Annotated in this window: 16 protein-coding genes and 1 pseudogene; 9 read left to right on the top strand and 8 right to left on the bottom strand. The window is 71.0% G+C overall.

The genetic code is table 11. The features are described from left to right. Nucleotides 1-56: 56 nt before the first annotated feature. Nucleotides 57-842, top strand: coding sequence for a helix-turn-helix domain-containing protein (locus ACFVYL_RS25380; RefSeq protein WP_389719712.1), 786 nt, complete (start codon nt 57-59; stop codon nt 840-842). A gap of 189 nt (nt 843-1,031) precedes the next feature. On the opposite strand, the gene ACFVYL_RS25375 is transcribed toward ACFVYL_RS25380, so the two are convergent. Continuing rightward, a complete protein-coding gene (locus tag ACFVYL_RS25375; RefSeq protein ID WP_389719711.1) occupies nt 1,032-2,186 on the bottom strand; it encodes a cystathionine gamma-synthase in 1,155 nt (384 codons plus the stop codon). A gap of 101 nt (nt 2,187-2,287) precedes the next feature. On the opposite strand from ACFVYL_RS25375, the gene ACFVYL_RS25370 reads away from it, so the two are divergent. The 3 genes from ACFVYL_RS25370 to ACFVYL_RS25360 all read left to right on the top strand — a co-directional run bounded on the left by ACFVYL_RS25370 (nt 2,288) and on the right by ACFVYL_RS25360 (nt 4,791). Continuing rightward, nucleotides 2,288-3,406 carry a hypothetical protein gene (locus ACFVYL_RS25370; protein ID WP_389719710.1) on the top strand — a complete coding sequence of 373 codons (1,119 nt, stop codon included), beginning with the start codon at nt 2,288-2,290 and terminating at the stop codon, nt 3,404-3,406. Nucleotides 3,407-3,471: 65 nt separating this feature from the next. Then, complete coding sequence (gene msrA / locus ACFVYL_RS25365) at nt 3,472-4,182, top strand: peptide-methionine (S)-S-oxide reductase MsrA (protein WP_389719708.1); 711 nt, start codon at nt 3,472-3,474, stop codon at nt 4,180-4,182. 195 nt (nt 4,183-4,377) lie between these two features. Next, entirely contained in the window at nt 4,378-4,791 is a 414-nt protein-coding gene (locus tag ACFVYL_RS25360; RefSeq protein ID WP_389719707.1) for an STAS domain-containing protein, read from the top strand. Between the two features lie 42 nt (nt 4,792-4,833). On the opposite strand, the gene ACFVYL_RS25355 is transcribed toward ACFVYL_RS25360, so the two are convergent. The 3 genes from ACFVYL_RS25355 to ACFVYL_RS25345 form a co-directional block, all read right to left on the bottom strand. Next, nucleotides 4,834-5,517, bottom strand: coding sequence for an ANTAR domain-containing protein (locus ACFVYL_RS25355; RefSeq protein ID WP_389719705.1), 684 nt, complete (start codon nt 5,515-5,517; stop codon nt 4,834-4,836). Nucleotides 5,518-5,596: 79 nt separating this feature from the next. Beyond that, complete coding sequence (locus ACFVYL_RS25350) at nt 5,597-6,325, bottom strand: GAF and ANTAR domain-containing protein (RefSeq protein ID WP_389719703.1); 729 nt, start codon at nt 6,323-6,325, stop codon at nt 5,597-5,599. Nucleotides 6,326-6,331: 6 nt separating this feature from the next. Further along, nucleotides 6,332-7,066, bottom strand: coding sequence for a GAF and ANTAR domain-containing protein (locus tag ACFVYL_RS25345; RefSeq protein WP_389719702.1), 735 nt, complete (start codon nt 7,064-7,066; stop codon nt 6,332-6,334). 285 nt (nt 7,067-7,351) lie between these two features. Here ACFVYL_RS25345 and ACFVYL_RS25340 point away from each other — a divergent pair, with 285 nt between their 5' ends. From ACFVYL_RS25340 to ACFVYL_RS25330, 3 genes are all read left to right on the top strand, one after another. Next, entirely contained in the window at nt 7,352-8,083 is a 732-nt protein-coding gene (locus tag ACFVYL_RS25340) for an ANTAR domain-containing protein (RefSeq protein ID WP_389719701.1), read from the top strand. Nucleotides 8,084-8,212: 129 nt separating this feature from the next. After that, complete coding sequence (locus tag ACFVYL_RS25335; RefSeq protein ID WP_389719699.1) at nt 8,213-8,872, top strand: ClpP family protease; 660 nt, start codon at nt 8,213-8,215, stop codon at nt 8,870-8,872. 22 nt (nt 8,873-8,894) lie between these two features. Continuing rightward, nucleotides 8,895-9,503: a ClpP family protease gene (locus ACFVYL_RS25330; protein ID WP_389719698.1), complete on the top strand. Its 609-nt coding sequence runs from the start codon at nt 8,895-8,897 to the stop codon at nt 9,501-9,503. Between the two features lie 30 nt (nt 9,504-9,533). On the opposite strand, the gene ACFVYL_RS25325 is transcribed toward ACFVYL_RS25330, so the two are convergent. Together ACFVYL_RS25325 and ACFVYL_RS25320 are read right to left on the bottom strand one after the other, a co-directional pair. Further along, on the bottom strand, nt 9,534-9,950 hold the full coding sequence (locus ACFVYL_RS25325; RefSeq protein ID WP_389719696.1) for a helix-turn-helix domain-containing protein: 417 nt from the start codon (nt 9,948-9,950) through the stop codon (nt 9,534-9,536). Nucleotides 9,951-10,028: 78 nt separating this feature from the next. Then, a complete protein-coding gene (locus ACFVYL_RS25320; RefSeq protein ID WP_389719695.1) occupies nt 10,029-10,913 on the bottom strand; it encodes a helix-turn-helix domain-containing protein in 885 nt (294 codons plus the stop codon). Nucleotides 10,914-11,051: 138 nt separating this feature from the next. Between ACFVYL_RS25320 and ACFVYL_RS25315 the strand changes: the two genes are divergently transcribed. Both ACFVYL_RS25315 and ACFVYL_RS25310 read left to right on the top strand, forming a co-directional pair. Then, nucleotides 11,052-12,104 (top strand): NAD(P)-dependent alcohol dehydrogenase, encoded by a 1,053-nt coding sequence (locus ACFVYL_RS25315; RefSeq protein ID WP_389719693.1) that lies wholly within the window; start codon nt 11,052-11,054, stop codon nt 12,102-12,104. 187 nt (nt 12,105-12,291) lie between these two features. Continuing rightward, nucleotides 12,292-12,678, top strand: coding sequence for a VOC family protein (locus ACFVYL_RS25310; RefSeq protein ID WP_389719692.1), 387 nt, complete (start codon nt 12,292-12,294; stop codon nt 12,676-12,678). Nucleotides 12,679-12,740: 62 nt separating this feature from the next. On the opposite strand, the gene ACFVYL_RS25305 is transcribed toward ACFVYL_RS25310, so the two are convergent. Both ACFVYL_RS25305 and ACFVYL_RS25300 read right to left on the bottom strand, forming a co-directional pair. Then, a complete protein-coding gene (locus ACFVYL_RS25305) occupies nt 12,741-13,187 on the bottom strand; it encodes an ASCH domain-containing protein (protein WP_389719691.1) in 447 nt (148 codons plus the stop codon). Nucleotides 13,188-13,326: 139 nt separating this feature from the next. Beyond that, a pseudogene (locus ACFVYL_RS25300) lies at nt 13,327-15,091 on the bottom strand (peptidase S8); the annotation flags it as partial.

Raw genomic sequence — 15,091 nt, 5'->3', positions numbered from 1 at the left:
AGCCTGCGCCGCCCGCACCTCGGCAGCCAGCACCCCCGCAGGGTTACCCTCGCGCCATGGCGGCCGACAACCTTCTGGGAGATTTTCTCAAGGCCCGTCGCGGGCGGGTCGCTCCGGTGGACATGGCGGGACCCGTCGGCGGACGTCGCCGGGTCACGGGACTGCGCCGGGAGGAACTGGCCCGGCTCGCCGGGATCAGCGAGCCGTACCTGGTCCGGCTCGAACAGGGCATCGACCGGCACCCTTCGCCCCAGGTGCTGCGCTCCCTCGCGCGGGCGCTGGAGCTGGACGCCGACGCCTCCGCTCACCTGCACGCCCTCGTCGACCCCGGTCCCGTGCCGCCGTCGCGGACCGAGGCGTCCTCGGACGTGCACCGGCTGCTCGACGCGTGGGCGGACCGCCCTGCGTACGTCCGCGACCGGTGCTTCGACGTGCTGGCGGCGAACAAGCAGGCCCGTGCGCTCGCCCCGATGTACGAGCCCGGGAGCAACCTGGTCCGAGCGGTGTTCCTCGACCCGGCGTCCCGTCGGCTCTTCCCCGACTGGCCGGAGGTGGCCGCGCAGACCGCGGCGGCCCTGCGCGCCGAAGCCGACCCACGCGACCCCAGAACCGTCCGCCTGGTCGCCGAGCTGGAGACGGACGAGGAGTTCCGTCGTCTGTGGCTGCGGCACGAGACGCGGCCCGCCCGTGACGAACTCAAGCGCTTCGCGCACCCGGTCGTCGGCAGCCTCGCCCTGCGAAGACAGGCGCTCACCGTCGGCGGCGCCGGGCAACAGGTGATCATCGTGTACCAGGCGACGGCCGGGAGTCCGTCCGAAGCGGCCCTGTCGCGTCTTGCGTGACGCGCCGGACGTCTGCCGTTGGCCAGGGAGTCCCGGCCGTCGTGCTGGACGCCCGGCACGCATGCTCGCCGCGTTGTCGGACTCATCCCGGTACGCCCAGTACCGGGATGAGCCTCCGCCTTACGAGCGCACGCACCGGACGCCGCGAGGCCGCCCTCCGGGCGGACGACGCGAGTTCGACGACAGGACCTAGCCCAGCGCCTGCTGCAGGTCGGCGACGAGGTCGTCGGCCGACTCGATGCCCACGGAGAGGCGTACGAGGTCCGCGGGGACCTCCAGGGCCGAGCCCGCGACCGAGGCGTGCGTCATGCGGCCCGGGTGCTCGATCAGGGACTCGACGCCGCCCAGGGACTCGCCCAGGGTGAAGAGTCCGGCGCGGTTGCAGACCTCGACGGCCGCCTCCTCGCCGCCTTCGACCCGGAAGGACACCATGCCGCCGAACGCCCTCATCTGCTTGGCGGCGATCTCGTGGCCGGGGTGGTCCGCAAGACCCGGGTAGAGGACGTGCGTCACGCGCGCGTGCCGGGTCAGCATCTCGGTGACCTTGGCGGCGTTCTCGCTGTGCCGGTCCATGCGCACCGCGAGGGTCTTGATGCCGCGCAGCACCAGCCAGGCGTCGAAGGGGCCCGCGACGGCGCCCATCGCGTTCTGGTGGTACGCCAGCTCCTCGCCCAGTTCGGCGTCGTCGACGACGAGCGCGCCGCCGACGACGTCCGAGTGGCCGCCCATGTACTTGGTCATGGAGTGCACGACGACGTCCGCGCCGAGCGCGAGCGGCTGCTGGAGGTAAGGGCTCGCGAAGGTGTTGTCGACGACGAGCCGGACGCCGGCCTCGCGGGCGATCTGCGCGACCGCGGCGATGTCGGTGATGCCGAGCAGCGGGTTGGAGGGGGTCTCCACCCAGATCGCCTTCGTACGGTCGGTCAGCGCGGCCCGCACGGCGTCCGGGTCGGAGGTGTCGGCCACCGACCACTCCACGCCCCAGCGCGAGACGACCTTGGCGAAGAGGCGGAAGGTGCCGCCGTACGCGTCGTTGGGGATGACGACGTGGTCGCCGGGGCCGAGCAGCGTACGGAGCAGGCAGTCCTCGGCGGCAAGGCCGGACGCGAAGGCGAGTCCGCGGCGGCCGCCCTCCAGTGCGGCCAGGTTCTCTTCCAGGGCGGTCCGCGTCGGGTTGGCGCTGCGGCTGTACTCGTAACCGCCGCGCAGGCCGCCGACGCCGTCCTGCTTGTAGGTGGAGACCTGGTAGATGGGCGGGACGACGGCGCCGGTGAGGGGGTCGGCGGTGTTGCCCGCGTGGATCGCCACGGTCTCGAAGTTCTGGGTGCTGTGCGAGTCGCTCATGCGGCCTGAGCGTAGTGCGCGCACGGCCTCTTACGGAGGGTCGGTCCCGGTACGTCCGGGCAGGTTGGCCAATTGTCCGACGCTTCTGGTTCGCTTGTGTCATGGAGATTCTCTGGTTCCTGTTCGCGGTGATCATGATCGGTGCGGTCCTCGGGCCCGTACTGCTGCGCAGGCGCGGCGGAATCCGGCAGGTGGCCCCGGGCTCGCCGGACGCCGCGGACCCGGAGAACTACGGCTTCCTGCGCCAGGAAGAGCTGGACATCCGCATGCCGGGTCCGGACGCCGACCTCCTGGAAGTCCTCGACCTCGTGCAGCGCACGCAGGAGTGGAAGGCGGCCTCGCAGCTCCTCGCGGGCACGGAGACGCACGGCGAGCGGCGCTGGCAGCGCGTGCAGGCCTTCGCGGGCGCGGCCTCCCTGGAGCTCCAGCAGCGGCCCGGCGGCGTCAGCGACAGCCCCGGCGGGCAGTGGCTGCGGGTCTGGCGTGCGGAGGCGCCCAAGGACGCGGGCGGCGCGGCGGTGCACGCGGAGTTCCTCGTCCAGCAGGCGTGGCGCACGGCGGTGCAGGGGACGGACGAGTTCCGGATCATCCTGGAGGAGGCCAGGGAGGCGTGCGGGCAGGCCGCGCTGCTCTCCCCCGGCGACCCCGTCCCGTACGTCATCGAGCTCTCCATCGCGCGCGGACTCGCGTACTCCCGCGAGGAGTTCGAGCAGCTGTGGCTGAAGATCCTGGACCGCGCGCCCGCGCACATGGGCGCGCACCTGGCGGCGCTGCACTACTGGTGCGAGAAGTGGCACGGCTCGCGGGACCTCGCGTACGGCTTCGCGGAGGCGGCCGCCGCCCGCGCCCCCCGGGGCTCCCTGCTCGCCGCGCTCCCCCTCTTCGCGGTCTACGAACACCTCCCCGAGGTCACCCTCGTCCGTGGTTTCTACGAGAGCGAGGTCGTCACCAAGGCCGTCGAGGGCGCCCTCTTCGCGGTGCACGCCGCCCGCCCGGACGACCCGATGCTGGCGCACGTCCGCCACCTCCTGGTCCTCTTCCTGGTCCGCGGCGAGCGCTGGGGCGAGGCCATGAACCAGCTGGTGCACGTGGACGGCCACGTCGGCGCCCTGCCCTGGACCCTGACCGAGGACCCGGCCGGGGGGTACGCGGTGTACCGCGCGCTCGCCGTCGCCGGTTACGAGGCGAACGGCGGCAGCCCGGCGACGCTCCCGCACTGACGGAATGCGGCGGCGCCCGCCCACGTTGACCTCGTAGACCCCTGTCACGCACGAGGAGAGACCCCATGATCTTCGGCCGCACGCCCGAGCTCCCCACCCCCGAGCAGGCCCTGAAGGGCCGGGCGACCCCGGAATTCGAGGTCCCCTCCCGCCACACGGTCCTCGGCAACCCGCTGCTCGGTCCCTACCCCGCCGGCCTTGAGGTCGCCGACTTCGCGCTGGGCTGCTTCTGGGGCGCCGAGCGCAAGTTCTGGCAGACCGCGGGCGTCTGGACGACGTACGTCGGCTACCAGGGCGGCTACACCGAAAACCCCTCCTACGAAGAGGTGTGCTCCGGCCTGACGGGCCACACGGAGGCGGTCCGCGTCGTCTTCGACCCGGCCGAGGTCTCGTACGCCTCGCTCCTGAAGCTGTTCTGGGAGTCCCACAACCCCACGCAGGGCTTCCGTCAGGGCAACGACGTCGGCACGCAGTACCGCTCGGCGATCTACACCCACTCCCCCGCCCAGAGGGAGGCGGCGACCGCCTCCCTGGAGGCATACCAGCAGGTCCTGACGACCGCGCGCTATGGCACGATCACGACGACGGTCCTGCCCGCCGACACCCGCCCGCTGTGGCCCGCCGAGCCGTACCACCAGCAGTACCTGGACAAGAACCCCGACGGCTACTGCGGCATCGGCGGCACGGGCGCGGTCCTCGACGCCCCGTCGGAGACGAACTGGGGGCGCGCCTGCCCCACCGGGATCGCGCCCGCGCCGGAGGCGGCGGAGCAGTAGGACTGCCTAGCACAAGAGGCGTTGGTCAGAGCCCGTTCCCCGGCAGGTCCCCCTCGAAGGGTGAATCACTGCAAGCATGAACGTTCCTTCTCCTCCGCGCTTCCTAAGGTGATCGCGTTGCCCCAGTCCCTGGTGATGGTCCAACGCCCGTGAAATCCCTGTTCCCCGGGGGTTCTCCCGCTTAGGAAAATCTCCATGGACACACAGGACGCGCAGGACGCGTCTGGGCAGCATCCCGACCGCCCGGTGCCGGGGAAGCTGCCGCCCCCCAGTCGGCACGCGTGCAGTTTCCTGCGCCGCGGCGTCACCGTGGTCGAGATCCGGGGCACCGTCGACGTGAGCACTCTCGCCGAGGTACGCACACACACCGACGCCGCCTCGGAAGCGCAGGGCGCCCACCTGATCGTGGATCTGCGGCCGGTGACCTTCCTCGACTGCGCCACCCTCGGCCTGCTCTGCCGGACCCGGCGCAGGGCGGGGCAGCGCGACGGGCGTCTGGCGCTGGTGTGCGTGCGGCCCTGGCACCTGCGGATCCTGCACGCCGCCGGCCTCGGCAAGCACTTCGAACTCTTCGACACCGTCCAGGAGGCCCTCGACCGCGAACACTGAGACCCGGCGCATGCGGTCTGATCCGAGAGCGGCCCTCGGGAGTCAGTCGAGGCTGTGGTGCGTGAGGACGTGGTCCACGGTCTGATGGAGGGGCTGATTGTGCCGGAAGGCGTGGGCCCGCATGCGGGCCAGGGCGTCATCCGGGGGGAGCTGATACTTCTCGGCGAGGACACCGGCGGCCATGTGGACGCTGGGCGGGTAGCCCTGCGGTCCCGGCCGGGTGGGGTGGTGCTGGGCGGTCAGCAGGTGCGGGTGTTCGTCGAGGGCGAGCAGGGTGAGGATGCGGGCGTAGGAGCGGCCCCGGGACTTGTCCCGGTCGGTGAGCAGCCCGGGCTCGGTGCGGTAGAAGTCCACGGCGCCGACGCACAGGTGGCCGATGGCCAGCGGAAGTGCTGCCACGGAGCGCACGTTCTGCTCGGCGGCGACCTGGGTGAAGACCGGCCACCGGCTGAACGCCTGGTGCAGGTCCGCCTCTTCGACCAGCGTGCGCTGCACGTACGCGTCGGTGCAGGGGCCCTCTCCGGTGGTGAGCTGAGCGTCCTCCAGGTGCCGGGCGCGCTCGTCGGTAGCGTGGCCCATGAAGCGCAGTTCACCGGCGACGACCAGGCTCACGCCGAGGCAGTCGATGGCCAGATCCGACGCGCAGGCCCGGGCGGCGGCGGCGAGGGTGAGCCCGCCTACGGCGGCGGCGATCCGGCGCCAGACGGCGGCATGGTCTTCGTACATGGAGTGCCTCGGCAGGAGAGGGTGGCCGAGTCGGCGGACCGGTTGCTTCCGCTCGCGGCCGCCTCGACGGGATGGCGGGTCAGGGACGTCGTAGGGCTTCGGTGTCGAGCCGGCCGTCGACGAGCTGCCGGGACAGCGGGGACAGGCCGAGCTGATGGGACCGGGCGTAACGGCGCAGGGCGTCGAAGGCGTCGTCCACGCTCGTGTTCCAGCGCTCGGCGAGGATGCCCTTGGCCTGCTCGATGACGACGCGGCTGGTCAGGGCGGCGTGCATCTGGGCGCGTTGCTGGTTGGCGTGGGCGACGGTGCGGTGCTGCAGGATGGCGATGGTCGCCACGTCCGCGAGCGCCTGCGCGACCCGTGCGTCGGCGGCCGAGAGGCCCTGCGCACGGGAGTCGAAGAGGTTCAGCGCCCCGATGACCTCCTCGCGCAGCCGCATCGGCAGCGCGTGGGTGACGAGGAAGCCGGCTTCCCGGGCGCGAGCGGCGAAGACCGGGAAGGGGCTGGTCAGCACGGGCGAGACGAGGTCGATGTTGAGCCGGGCCGCGCCGCTCTTGTGGCACTCCACGCACGGCCCCTGGTCGTGCTGGACGGCGAAGAGTTCCAGCAGGCGGGTGTGCTCGTCGGAGGCGGCGATCAGCTGGAGCGTGCCGCCGGGGTCTTCGAGCATGACGCCCACCGCCGACACGTCGAGCAGCTCGGTGCAGCGATCGCACAGCGTGTGCAGGAAGTCGATCAGATCGAAGTCGTCGACGAGCGTGTCGACCGCGTCGATGACGGCCGCCAGCAGGCGTTCTTCTCGGGTCATGGCTCTTCAGTCCTTCCGCCGGCCACGAACGCCCGGCTCGTCTCCATCATCCTGGTGAAAGCGCACCCGTCGGGCCACCACGTCATCGGCGACCTCGTTCAACGGACGGCCCTGGCGGAAGGCGTAAGCCCGCAGGCGGATCAAGGCCTCGGCCAGGGATATGCCCACCTGCACACTGATCATCCCGGCGGCCTGGTGCACCGCGGCCCGGTAGAAGTGGGAGCCGTCCTCGGCGGCGCCGAAGGCCTCCCACGACTCCCCGTCCTGGATGAGCGCGGCGCTCAGTGCGTGCGTGACGATCCACGCGTCGGGCAGCGGTTCCTCCTGTGCCGGGCCGGCCGTCGCACGCTGCAGGGTCAGGGCGCCCAGACAGGCGCTGCCGACGCGCAGCGGAAGGCAGAACACCGCCCGGATCCCCAGGGCCAGCGCCTCGGGCAGCAGGACGGGCCAGCGGTCCGCGGGCTCGCGTGCCAGGTCGGGCACCGAGACGGCCGTGCCGGAGGCCGCGGCTTCCGGGCCCGGCCCCTGGCCCAGGGTGAACTGCAGGTCTTCGAGGCGGGTGCTGGTACCGGGGGTGGACCACAGCAGTTCGTTGTGTCCGTTGCCGAACGTCACGGACACGGCAACGCCGTCGACCCCCAGCGCACGGGCACACACCTCCGCGTCCGCGTCGGCCAGCCCTCCGCTTTCGGGGGCCGGGCGCAGGCTTTCCAGTACGGCGGCAAGGTCGCCCTCGCCCATGGCCCGCCACCCTCCTGCCAGGCCGAGACCATCGAGGAAACGGCTTACTCAGTCTAGGCGCGACAGCGACCCGTGGCGGGTTCGCGCCACAATGCGTGGCGCGCGGGCGTAGGGTGGAGAGGCAGGCTGTCTCCCGCCCGAACAGATGGTTTCGTCTCGCACGATAACCCTGACATTGGCTTCCGATCACGGGCAGCATCGGCGGTGAGTGCCAAAGATCGGATCCACCGCCATGCGTACTTTCCCGGGCGCGCGCTCGTTCGCCGTCCTCTCCGTCTGTCTGACATGACCACGCCCCGGGCGGCAGTTGTCGAGCTGGCCGCCCTCCACCTGGACGATCCCGACCCGGCCGGCAGCCTCGTACAGGCCTGCCGGACCGAGCTGCGTGACACCTGCTCGGTGGGGCTGACGCTGGCGGCGGACGCGGCCCTGGCGCAGCGCGTCTCCCTGGCCGCTGTCGGCCCGCTGGCCGCCCGGGGCGAAGCCTTGCAGGTCAACCTGGGAGAGGGGCCGTGTGTCGAGGCCCTCGCACGTCTGGAGGCGGTGCTCGCCCCCGACCTCGACGACACGGACGTCACCGGCGCCTGGCCCGTCTACGCGGAGCAGGCGCGCGGGCACGGCATCCGCGCGGTCTTCGCGCTCCCCACCACCGGCCGGCGTCAGACCCGGCCCCAGCCGGGGCTCGTCCTGTGCGTCTACCGCGACCGGCCCGGCCAGCTGGCCGACGCGGACCTGAACACGGCCCGCACCCACGTCGACGCGGCCGAACTCCTTCTCCTGACCGTGCCCGTGCCCGACGCGGACGACGCCACTGACGCCTGGTTCCTGCCGACCGACGCAGCCGTCCACCAGGCCACCGGGATGATCAGCTACCGCCACTCCCTCACCGCCGGTCAGGCGCTGGCTCTGCTGCGCGCGCACGCCCACACCCGCCAGACGGACCTGTCCGACCTCGCCCGGGCCGTCGTCCACCACGGCCTGCGCCTGCCGCCTCTGCCGGGGCCCTCCGACCCCTGAGAGCCTGTCTTGGACGCTCTGCCCTCAGCGAATCTGCCACAAGACGAGATCTCTGACAGCGGGCGCCTCCCCGGTCAACAGTGAAGTCACTGCGCGGCGTCGAGTGCCGCGGGACTTCAGGGAGGCGCGATGACAGGGCTCGACAGCGGCTGGAACGCGGTGGCGCGACCGCGGGCCGAGGACGGGGAGACCGCCCCGTCGCGGTTCGACGACCACCTGGCCGCACAACTGCTCAACCAGCGGATCGTGTTCCTCGGAACACAGGTCGACGAGGTGTCCGCCAACCGCGTCTGCGCGCAGATGCTGTTGCTCTCGGCGGAGGATCCGAAGACCGACATCAGTCTGTACATCAACAGCCCGGGCGGCTCCGTCACCGCCGGGCTCGCCATCTACGACACCATGCGGCTCATCCCGAACGACGTCGCGACCCTCGCCATGGGATTCGCCGCGAGCATGGGGCAGTTCCTGCTGAGCGTGGGGACGCGCGGCAAGCGCTTCGCACTGCCGAACGCGCGGATCATGATGCATCAGCCGTCCGCGGGTATCGGCGGCACCACCGCCGACATCGCCATCCAGGCGGAGAACCTGGAGTTCACGAAGCGGGCCATCGAGCGGATCACCGCCGAGCACACCGGCCAGAGCGAGGAGACGATCTCGCGGGACGGCGACCGGGACCGGTGGTTCACGGCCGAGCAGGCCAAGGAGTACGGGATGGTCGACCACGTCGTCCAGTCCCTGGAGGACGTACGGCCCGCGGGGTCGAAGCGGCGCATCGGTCTGGGAATCTGAGAGAACGAGGGGACTGAGCAGAATGAGTCAGTACACGATTCCGACCGTCGTCGAGCGCACTCCGCAGGGTGAGCGGGCGTACGACATCTACAGCCGGCTGCTCTCCGAGCGCATCATCTTCCTCGGGACGGAGATCGACGACGGCGTCGCCAACGTCGTCATCGCGCAACTGCTCCATCTGGAGTCGTCCGCCCCCGACCGCGAGGTCGCCATCTACATCAACTCGCCGGGCGGTTCCTTCACTTCACTCATGGCGATCTACGACACCATGAGCTTCATCACCGCCCCCATCTCGACGTTCTGCGTCGGCCAGGCCGCCTCCACGGCCGCCGTGCTGCTCGCCGGCGGCGACCCGGGACGGCGGTTCGTGCTCGATCACGCGCGCGTGCTGCTCGGGCAGCCCGCGAGCCGCGGGCAGCAGGGGACCGTGTCCGACCTGAGCCTGCAGGCCAAGGAGATGCTGCGGATCCGGTCGCAGGTAGAGGAGGTCCTCGCCCAGCACACGCACCACGATGTGGCCACCCTGCGCGCGGACATGGACCGCGACAAGGTGTTCACCGCGCAGGAGGCCGTCGCGTACGGACTCGCCGACCAGGTGCTCGGCCGACGGGCGTTGCCCGTCGCCGCCTGAGGGCCGGGCACCCCCCGGAGAGACCCTGGGTCAGGCCGCCAGGCGGACCTCGGCCTGGTACGACGCCCTGGCCGGCCTCGCGCGGGGAAGGCCGGCCAGCCGCGTCTGGGCCAGGGACAGCAGGTCGGGCAGGCCTAGACCGAGGGCACGGGCGGCGGCCGCGAGGACCTCGGACGAGGCCTCCTTGCGGCCGCGCTCCAGCTCTGAGAGGTAGGGCATGGAGATCCGGGCGGCGTCCGCCACGTCCTTGAGCGTGCGCTCCTGGGCCAGGCGCTCGCGGCGCAGGACGTCACCGACGAGGTCCCGCCAGAGGGGCTCCTTGGCCGCCGTGCCCTCCTTGCCCGGAGGGCGCAAAGGGATCACGCGGGCCGTGCCCGGCTTCGGCTGCTGCTCGCGCTCCGGCGACGTCTGCGACTTCTGCGGCTCTTGGGCCTCGTGGCTGCTCACTTGGCCAGCCTAGGAGCCGTACCGCCACCGGGTCAGCACGCGGCGTTCCGCCGGGCGCGAAATCCCGCCCCGGGAGGGCTACTTCGGCGTCGAGCCCACCGACGACGCGTCCCGCCCCCAGCTGGCGAGCAGCCGAAGCCCTTGCGCCGACGCCGAGTCCGGCTCCGCGTGGTACATCATCAGGGACTGGTCGCAGTCGTCGGGCAGCCGCAGCGTCTCGAACGACAGCGTCAGATCGCCCACCAGCGGATGGTGCATGCGCTTGACACCGTGTCCCTTCTCCTTGACGTCGTGCGTGGCCCACAGGCCCCTGAACTCCTCGCTCTTCACGGAGAGTTCGCCGACCAGAGCGGACAGCTCCGGGTCGTTGGGGTAGCAGCCCGCGTCCATGCGCAGGTAGCTGACGATGTCCGACGCCTTCTTGTCCCAGTCCACGAAGAGGTCGCGCGAGCGCGGGTCGAGGAAGCAGATCCGCGCCCAGTTCCGGTCGGCCGGCGCGAGCCGCCCCCAGTCGCCGAAGAGCGCGGCGGCGAGCGCGTTCCAGCCGAGGATGTCCGTGCGACGGCCCACCACGTACGCGGGCACGGTCTGGATGGTGTCCAGGAGCTGCTGCAGCGCGGGCCGCATGTGCTGCTGACGCACCGCCCGCTTCTTCTTGAGGGCCTTCGGCTTCGCGAGGCGCGTCAGGTGGGCGTGCTCGGCGTCGGTGAGGCGCAGGGCGCGCGCGATGGCGTCGAGGACCTCGCCGGAGACGTTGCGGCCGTTGCCCTGTTCGAGCCGGGTGTAGTACGCGACGGAGACCCCGGCGAGCTGGGCGAGCTCCTCGCGGCGCAGGCCGGGCACCCTGCGGTGCCGCCCGAAGTCCGGCAGACCCACGTCCTGGGGCTGCAGCCGTGCCCTGCGGGTGCGCAGGAACTCACTCAGCTCCGCCCGACTGTCGAGGAGCGCGGGGTTCTCGTCCATGCTTCCCAGTATCCAGGCTCGCCTCCCCGTGGCCAGGCGCGTACGTCCCTGAGCCTGACCCCGCCAGTGGTAGGCACAGTGGTCGTAGGCAGAACGGGTGTCTGGGCGAACGCACAGGTCACTGGCAGCCTCGATGACATGACTGAGCAGATCACCACCGTTTCCGCCTACGCCGCTCCCGCCCCCGAGGCGCCCCTGGAGCGGACCACCGTGCCGCGCCGCGCCGTCGGCGAGTTCGACGTCCTGATCGACATCAAGTACGCCGGTATCTGCCACTCGGACATCCACCAGGCCCGGGACGGCTGGGGCGAGGGCATCTACCCGATGGTGCCCGGCCACGAGATCGCCGGAGTCGTCACTGAGGTCGGCCCCGGTGTCACCAAGTTCACCGTGGGTGACCGCGTCGGTGTCGGCTGCATGGTCGACTCCTGCCGCGAGTGCGAGAACTGCAAGGCCGGTCTGGAGCAGTACTGCGTCAAGGGCAACGTCCCGACCTACAACGGCATCGGCAAGGACGGCGAGCCGACCTACGGCGGCTACTCCACGCACGTCGTCGTCGACGAGGCGTTCACCGTCCGCATCCCCGAGGGGATCTCCCTGGACGTGGCCGCGCCGCTGCTGTGCGCCGGCATCACCACGTACTCCCCGCTCAAGCGCTGGAACGCGGGCCCCGGCAAGAAGGTCGCCGTGGTGGGCCTCGGCGGCCTCGGACACATGGCCGTCAAGATCGCGCACGCCATGGGCGCCGAGGTGACCGTGCTCTCGCAGTCCCTGCGCAAGAAGGACGACGGCCTGCGGCTCGGCGCCGAGCACTACTACGCGACCAGCGACGAGGCCACCTTCGAGCAGCTCGCGGGCTCCTTCGACATGATCCTCTCGACGGTGTCCGCGCCGCTGCCGCTGGACAGGTACCTGGGCCTGCTGCGCTCGGAGGGCGCCTTCGTGAACGTCGGCGCCCCGGAGGAGCCGGTCTCCCTCAACCTCTTCTCGGTGATCGCCGGCGGCAAGACCCTCGCGGGCTCCATGATCGGCGGCATCCAGGAGACGCAGGAGATGCTGGACTTCTGCGCGGAGCACAAGCTCGGGTCGGAGATCGAGCTGATCCGCGCCGACCAGATCAACGAGGCGTACGAGCGGGTCCTCGCCAGCGACGTGCGCTACCGCTTCGTGATCGACACGGCGACGATCTGAGTCCTGGGACTCCCGGGAGTCCCGGCAGTCCCAGGGGCCTGAGCGGCCCGGGGGACGTGGCCTGAATCCAGTGCGCCATGGGGCTTAGGCCCCATGGCGCACTGTTTCGTTCCCGCGGCCGATACGGCGGCCGGGTGTGCGGACCTACCGTGGTCGGCATCAGCGACGGACAGCAGGAGGTCACACGATGTCGATCGAGTTGAACCACACCATCGTCGCCGCGCAGGACAAGAAGGCCTCGGCCCAGTTCCTCGCGGACATCCTCGGTCTTGAGGTCGGCCCCCCGTTCGGCCCCTTCATCCCGGTGGAGATCCCCAACGGCGTCACCCTCGACTACTACGACGGCGACCAGGGCCCCTTCGCCCCGCAGCACTACGCCTTCCTGGTCTCCGACGACGACTTCGACCAGATCTTCGGGCGCATCAAGAGCCGCGGCCTCACCTACTGGGCCGATCCGTACCACCGGCGCGTCAGCGAGATCAACACGAACGACGGCGGCCGGGGCCTCTACTGGGAGGACCCCAACGGCCACAACCTGGAGATCATCACCAGGCCCTACGGCAGCGGGGCCTGAGCCAGATCCCACCCGTGGCGGTCGTTCGGCTGCCCGGCGATCAGCACCAGGGGCCCGGCCGGTCACTTCTCCCGCAGGTCGGCCACGAGCCGGAAGCGCTGGAGGACGAGAGGGGTCGTGTCGTCCACGGTGAAGGAGGGGTCGTCGAGCGCGGCGCGCATCTCGGGGCCGTGCCAGAACTCCTCGTGCTGCGCCCGCCATTGGGCGACCGTCGTGTATCCCTCGCCCTCGTCCACGGCATGGGCGAGGTCCACGTCGGCGAGCGGCGCGAGGCGCACCTCGGTCGTCTCGATGACGCCCACGGGCCGGTCGTCGGAGTCGACGACGAGCGCGCGCTCCCCCACGGCCGGCAGTGCGTCGCCCGCGTGTTCGTAGTCGGCGACGAGTCCCGTCGTCGAGGTCTTGGACCCGTCGAGGACGGCCGCCACGAGCTGGTCGCGCAGCGGTCCGGGAAAGCCGAACTCGGCCTTGGGAAGGGGTTCGGAGGCGTCCGGCAGGCTCTTCGTCATGGAGGCACAGTAGCCAGGCCCGGCCCCCATGAGCGACGCGGCGCCGAGGGGGTTCTGGCGGTACGTGACCGTCAGTCCCTTCGGCGCCGCGCCGGGGTCAGTCAACCGAACTCACTGACAACGCGTCAGGACGGCAACCTCACTTGCCGTAGTACGCGTTGTAGATCGACAGCGTCGACTTGTTGCCCTTCTTGTCCGCGATCTTGGCGTGGAACGAGATCGCCTTGTCCTTCGCCGGGTTCTTCACGGAGATCTTTCCGTTGCTGACCGTGGCCTTCTTCCAGGTCTGGCCGTAGTCGTAGGAGACGTACACGGCCAGGGACTTGAGGTTGGCACCGGCCGCCGAGCCGAGGACCTTGACCGGCACGGACTGCTTCTCGCCGGCCTTCGCCCTGCTCCACAGGTCGACCGCCGGGCTGAACCGCGCCGCGGAGACGGGGAGCTTCGCGTTGTCCGCCTTCTTGGAACGGAACGAGAAGCTCGCGTCGACGCGCGTGGTGGCCGCGCCGATCCGGACGCTGCGCTTCACGGACGTGGTCAGCCGGTACGCGGCATCGCCCGAGGGCACCTTGAACGGCTTGTCGCCGACCAGCGGGTCGTCGTTCTCGCCGACCTTGGTGCCGTTGCGGTACAGGATCGTCTTCACCGACGAGTACAGCGAGTAGCCGGTGTGCGTCTGGCCGTCCGCGTAGAGCGGGAGGTAGCCCTCGATCTCGTTGCCCCGCCGGAAGACGCCGTACGCACCGCCGATGCGCGGGCCGAAGACGGCCGTGTTGAACGTCTTCTCGTAGGTCTTGCCCGCCTCGAAGGTCTGCGGGGTGCCCAGCGAGTAGGCCGCCTCGGTCGTCGGGAAACCGTCCTCGTCCAGCGGGCCGTTCTGCTCGAACTCCAGGCCCCACTTCACCTTGTCCCCGGTGGAGACGTGGAGGGTGCGGGTGGTGGGCAGCTTCGTCGGCACGCCGACGGACCAGCCGCCCCCGGTCGAGGGCAGCTCGCCGGACGCGCGCAGCGCACCGGTCTTGCCGCGCGTGGAGGCGCCCAGACCGGCCTTGACCGTGGAGAGCTCCGCGGCCTTGTAGTGCTTGGTGTAGCCGGTGGCGACCTGCTTCACCGGACCGCCGGCGAGGGTGTTGTACTCGGTGTCGTCGCCCTTGGTCCAGACGGCCGCCCACTGCTGGCTGACCTTGACGCCGGTCGGGACGGGCCCGACGGCGCCGGTGCGGAAGTTCTGGAACTCGTCGAGCAGCCAGCCGTAGCCGCTGGCGAGGTCCGCCGTCTCGACCGTGTAGTCGGGCGCGGCCAGCACACCCTTGACGCCGGTGGCGGGCACGGTGACATCGACCGGCTTGGCGGTCCGCGCGTCGACCGTCACCGTGGTGTCCTTGGTGACGTCGAGCTTCGGCTGGGCCAGCCAGTCGATGCCCTTGGAGAGGTCCTCCAGGTCGACCGCGACACTCGAGTCGAGGATGTAGGCGCCCTTGGGCACCCGGACCTTGACGGTGCCGGACGCGTCGTAGGGCGACAGGTCCACGCCGATGGCCGTGCCGGTGATGCCCTGTAGCGAGGCGTCGTAGTTCTTCGTCGGCTGCCCGTCACGGCCGAGGTACTTCAGCGTGACGTCGTACGACTCCACCTCGCGGTCCACCGCGGCGGCGGTGCGCACGGACTGGCCGCCGCCGTTGGCCACGACGTACGCGGAGTACGCGCCGTCGACCGTGCCGCCCAGCTTGGAGTCGGCGGTCAGGTCGACGGAGGCGGTGCCGCCCGCCGGGACGGTGACCTTCTTCGCGCCGAGCGTGAAGAAGCCTGCCGGTGCCGGACGGCCCTTGGGGTCGGTGGCGGTCGCCGTCAGGTCGAGGGTGACGTCGTCCTTGCCGAGGTTGCGGTACGTCACCTTCTTGGTG

It is taken from the genome of Streptomyces sp. NPDC058308 (genome assembly GCF_042880275.1).
Taxonomy (GTDB): Bacteria; Actinomycetota; Actinomycetes; order Streptomycetales; family Streptomycetaceae; genus Streptomyces.
The sequence above is the reverse complement of the archived record's forward strand: the minus strand, read 5'-3'. Positions and strand labels throughout refer to the sequence as shown.